A 5,194-nucleotide genomic window follows, 5' to 3' on the forward strand; every position below is an offset into this window, starting at 1 on the left:
CGCCAATCGTGCGGGTCGTGCCGGGCCAGGGCCCAGCGCATGATGTCCAGGCTTTCCTCCAGTACCAGGTCATCGGCACTCAACACCGGCACCGTGCCCTTGGGCGACAGGGCCAGCAGTTCGGCTGGCTTGGCCTTGAGGCTGACTTCGCGGATCTCTACCGGGCACTGGGCGTAGCGCAGGGCCAGGCGCGCGCGCATGGCCCAGGGGCAGCGGCGGAACGAGTAGAGGATCATCCGCTGACCTCCACGGTACTCAGGCCATTACCCTGGCGGCGGACCTGGATCTGCACCGGGATGCGCTCGTGCATCTCCTGCACGTGGGAGATCACCGCGACCTTGCGGCCCTGGGCCTGCAGGCCGTCGAGCGCGTCCATGGCCAGTTGCAGCGATTCCGGATCGAGGCTGCCGAAGCCTTCGTCGATAAACAACGATTCGATGCGCAGGGTGCTCGAAGCCATCGAGGCCAGGCCCAGGGCCAGGGCCAGCGAGACCAGGAAGGTCTCGCCGCCCGACAGCGAATGCACCGAGCGCAGTTCGTCACCCATTTCCGTGTCCAGCACCAGCAGCCCGAGCAGGCTGCCACCGCGCTTGAGCCGGTAGCGCCGGGCCAGTTGGCGCAACTGGGCGTTGGCGTGGTGCACCAGCAGGTCGAGGTTGTAGCCCTGGGCGATCTTGCGGAAGGTATCGCCGGTGGCCGAGCCGATCAGGGCGTTGAGCCGTGCCCAGCGCTGCCACTCGCTGTAGGCCGTGGCGATCTGCTCGGCCAGGGCCTGGTGAGCCAGTTGCCGGCGCTGGTCTTCGGCCTGGGCGGCACGCAATTCGGCGCAGGTCTGTTCGCTGGCGGTCAGTTGCACCTGCAGGCTGTCGAAGGCCTGTTCCAGCGTTTCGCGGGTGAGCTCGGCATTGCCCTGGGCCTGATGCTGGTCCAGGCGTTGCTGGCGCTCCTGCAGCAGGGTACGCGCCTGTTCGATGGCCTTCTCGCTGTCCTGCAGCTCCTGGCGCAGTTGCGCCACGGCGTTGTCGTCGAGCGCCAGCAACTGCTCCAGGCCGCTGTCGTCCAACTCCGGGTGGCCCTGGCGCCATTGTTCGATCTGGCCGCGCACCTCATGGTGTTCCTGCTCCAGCGCGCTCAGGCGTTCGCCCTTGGCTTTGAGCTCGGCGGCCAGTTCGATCAAGCGTGCCTGGGTCTCCTGCAACTGTTGGCCGGCCTGGGTTTCGGCCTGGCGCGCTTGCTCCACCGCCTGGTCCAGATGCTGCTGCCAATGCTCGGCGCTGGCCTGTTCGCCGAGCAGGCTGGCAAGGCTGTCGCGGCTGGCTTGATGCTGGCGCTCCAGCTCGCTGAACTGCTGTTGCAGTTCTTCCTGCTTCTGAATCCGTGCCTGTTGCTGCAACTGGGCTTTGTCCAGGGTCTGCTGGCGCTCGCCGTGCTCCTGCTGTTCGTCCTTTTGCCGTTGCAGCAGGTCCAGGCGCAGGGCCAGTTGCTGGTCCAGGCGCATGAAGGCGGCAGCCGGCTCCTGGCGCAGGTCGTTGAGGATCTCGCCAGGCAACAGGCTGGCGAAACTGGCCAGTTCCTGCTCCAGGCGCTCTTGGTCACTGGCCAGCGCCGTTTGCTGCTGGCTCAGGTGCTGGTTGGCCTGCTGACTGGTGTCTTGGGCTGCCTGCAATTGCTGTTGCAGGCGGCTGGCGTCTTTCTGCAGGGCCAGTAGGGCGTTCTGGCGCTGTTCGTCACGACTGATGTCGTGGTTCAGGTTGCGCACCTGCAAGTCCAGCCAGGCGCTGCGCTGGCTGGCGTCCTGGTCGGCCAGCGACGGGTACAGCGGGTGCGCTTCAAGGCTTGGCTGCAACGCGTGTTGCTGGTTGCCCAGTTGTTCCTGCTGGTGCAGGTATTCCTTGATCTGGCCGTTGACGCCACCCAGTTGAGTGCGCAGTTCATCGAGCTGTTTCTTCAGCCCGTCGACCATTTGCTGTGCGTTGGCCTCTTCGTTCTGGTCGTGGCGGCCGAGGCTTTGCAGCAGGGCTTCGGGCTGGTGATAAGGGTGCTCCTGGCTACCGCACACCGGGCAGGGCTGGTCGTCTTGCAGTTGCGCGCGCAGGTCTTCGACGCTCTGGCTGCGGGCCAGGCGTTGGCGTTCGAGCAACTGGCGGGTAACGCTTAGCGCTTGCTCGGCGGCGGTCAGCTGGTTCTTGCCATTGAGGCCTTCGCTGATCAGCTGCTCGCGTTGCTTCAACGCCGCTTGCTGGCGCTCGCGCAAGGCTTGCAGGCGCTGTTCGAGGTCCTGCTGGTTGCTCCACAGCCGGCTCAGTTCTTCGACCTGACGCTGCTGCTGGCGGTTTTTCTGCAGCAGCTCGCCGAGCAGGCCGATCTGTTCGGCCAGGGCCTGGGGTTCAGCCTCGGCTTCGCGGTAGAGCAGGGCCAGGGCGGCGCGCTGCTCCTCAAGCTGGGCACTGGCCTGGCTGGCACGCTCCTGCAGGCCAGGCAGCTCGGCGTGGCCCTGGTTGAGGCGGTTGCCCAGCTGCATCAGTTGCTGCAGGCGGTCGCGATAGGCGCTCCAGGCTTCGCTCAGCCCGGCCAGCGGCGCGCTTTGCTCCAGCTGTTGGCCGATCTGCTGCAGGCGCTGTTCGCTCAGGCGTTGCTGTTCATCGAGGGTCAACAGCTGTTGCTGGCCCTCGGCACTGGCCTGCTCGGCCTGGTGCTTGAGCGTCGCGCTGTTGGCCAGTTCCTGGTGCAGGCGGGCGAGGGTGTTCTGCTCGGCAAAGGCCTGGCGCACCGATGGCGCGCTGTCGGTTTGTTGTGCCAGGGCCTGGGCGAGGGCCGCGTGGGCCTTGCCCAGGTCGTCCTGCAGTTGCTGCTGGTGGCCATGCAACAGGTCATGCTGCTGGCGCTGCGCGGCGATGCTCATCGCCAGCGGGCTGAGCTGGGCATTGAGCGCCTGCTGACGGGCAAACTGGTGACGCTGCGGCGCCAGCTGTTCCAGGCGCGCGAGTTTCAGCCGCTCGCTGTGCAGGCTGTCGTTGTGCTGCTGGGCACTGTGCAGTTGCGCCGTGCTGGTCTGCACCTGTTCCTGCAGTTGCAGCAACTCGGTGAGCCAGCTGCGCTGCTGTTCAAGCTGGCGCAGTTGCGCCTGTTCGGTCTTGAACCGATCGAGGGCCCCGCTGTAGCGCTGGTCGAGTTCGGCGCGGGCCTCGGCGGCCATAGGCATCACGCCGCTGGCCTGGTCCAGCAGGGCCTTGTGCGCCTCTTCGGCTTCCTTGCTCTTGCTGTAGGCGCGGCGGCCCAGCTGGCTGTAGATCGCCGTGTTGGTAAGCTTTTCCAGCAGCTCGCTGCGCTCTTTGTCATCGGCCTTGAGAAAGGCGCTGAACTCGCTCTGGGCCAGCATCACCGCGCGGGTGAACTGTTCGAAGTTCAGGCCCAGGCGCGACTCGATCAGTTGCTTGTATTCGGCCTTGCTCTGGTTGCTCAGCAGCTGGTCGCTGTCCAGGTCATGCAGGCTCTGACGGCTGCCTTGCAGCTTGCCGTTGGCCTTGTCGCGGGCGCGGTTGGTTTCCCAGCGGGCGCGGTAGCGCCGGCCGTCGATGCCGACGAAATCCACCTCGGCAAAACCGCTGCCCGAGCCCCGGCGTAGCAGGGTGCGCGGGTCGCTGGTGAGGATGTCGCTGTCGACCTCCGGCAGCTTGGTCTCGCGGCCGATGTTGTTCAGCCGTGGCACGGCGCCGAACAGCGCCAGGCACAGGGCGTCGAGCAGGGTACTCTTGCCGGCGCCGGTGGGCCCGGTAATGGCAAACAGGCCGGCGCTGGCCAGCGGCTCGGCGGTGAAGTCGATCTCGATCGGGCCTTCCAGGGAGGCCAGGTTCTTCAGACGGATGGCGAGAATCTTCATGGCTGTTCTTCCTCCTGCTGGACGTCCTGCAGCAACAGGGCAAAGTCGGCCAGGGTCTGTTCGTCGACGGCATTGCCATAGGCCTGCTCCCAGGCGCGGCTGAACAGCTCGTGCGGGGTCAGTTGGCCCAGTTCCAGCAAGTCGGCGCCGCTCTCATCCTCGCTGCGCCCGTTGCCGGCATACTCGGCCGCGATGCGTACCAGGCGCACGGCCTTGCCGTGCAGGGCGCCTTCGAGCTGGGCGCGCAGGTCGGGCAGGGGCTCGTCCAGGCGTACGCGGATCTCCAGCCAGGGTTGGCGCTGCGGATCGTCCAGCAGGTCAATCACCGGCAGCTCGGCCAATTGCTCGAGCACTTCGGCCAGTGGCGCCGGGCCCAACCGTTGCAGGTGCACGGCCCGCGGCACCAGGCGCGATTCGACGCTGGCCAGGTTGGCGCCATCCAGTTCGATTTCAAGGATCTGGTGTTGATAGCCGATTTCCGAGAACGACAGCGGGATTGGCGAGCCGCTGTAGCGGATGCGCTCTTCGCGGTTGACCTTCTGCGGCTTGTGCAGGTGGCCGAGGGCGACATAGCTGATTTGCGGGGCGAACAGGCGCGCTGGCAAGGCTTCGGCGTTGCCGATGATCAGGCTGCGCTCGGAGTCTTCCGAGACCGAGCCACCGGCCATGTGCGCGTGGCTCACGGCAATCAGTGCCTGGCCGGCCTTGCGCCGTTGCAGGGCGGCGGCGATGAGTTTCTCGTGGACCTGGGCAATGCCACGCAGGTAGTCATCGCCCAGGTGCGCACCGGTGACTTCCGCCGGGCGCAGGAACGGCAGCGCCAGGCACCAGGCGGCGACCTTGCCCTTGGCGTTGGTCAGCGGAATCAACAGGCGCTCGCTGTCCAGTTCACCTTCGTCCAGCCACTGCACCCGGCCCAGGGCGTGGGTGCGCAGGCGGCGCATCAGCGGCGCCGGTAGTTCAATGCGCGAGCCGGAGTCGTGGTTGCCGGCGATCATCACGATGTTCAGCTTGGGCTGCTGTTCGTGGGCCTGGACGATGAAGTCGTAGAGCCGCTCCTGGGCTTTGACCGGCGGGTTGACGGTGTCGAAGATGTCGCCGGCAATCAGCAGCGCATCGGGCTGGCGCAGCTTGAGCTGGCCGAGCAGCCATTCGAGAAAACAGGCGTGTTCGAAATCGCGTTCCTGGCCGTGCAGGGTTTGTCCCAGGTGCCAGTCGGAGGTGTGAAACAGACGCATGAAGGGTTCCGCAGTGTGCCGGCATAGCGCCCGGGGCGCCACGCCTTGAGTTTATTTGGGGTACAGCGGCGGGAGG

2 protein-coding genes and 1 pseudogene are annotated in these 5,194 nt (G+C 66.3%); all 3 read right to left on the reverse strand.

Going from position 1 to position 5,194, the window contains the following annotated elements:
* Nucleotides 1-236: pseudogene (locus tag UW3_RS29605) on the reverse strand (glutathione S-transferase N-terminal domain-containing protein); the annotation flags it as partial.
* A complete protein-coding gene (locus tag UW3_RS0114880; protein ID WP_010223294.1) occupies nucleotides 233-3,880 on the reverse strand; it encodes an SbcC/MukB-like Walker B domain-containing protein in 3,648 nt (1,215 codons plus the stop codon). The gene UW3_RS0114880 and the pseudogene UW3_RS29605, both read right to left, overlap by 4 nt.
* Nucleotides 3,877-5,118 carry an exonuclease SbcCD subunit D C-terminal domain-containing protein gene (locus UW3_RS0114885; RefSeq protein WP_010223295.1) on the reverse strand — a complete coding sequence of 414 codons (1,242 nt, stop codon included), beginning with the start codon at nucleotides 5,116-5,118 and terminating at the stop codon, nucleotides 3,877-3,879. Before UW3_RS0114885 ends, UW3_RS0114880 begins: the two co-directional genes overlap by 4 nt.
* Nucleotides 5,119-5,194 lie beyond the last annotated feature (76 nt).

It is taken from the genome of Pseudomonas donghuensis (assembly GCF_000259195.1).
In the GTDB taxonomy this organism is placed as follows: Bacteria; Pseudomonadota; Gammaproteobacteria; order Pseudomonadales; family Pseudomonadaceae; genus Aquipseudomonas; species Aquipseudomonas donghuensis.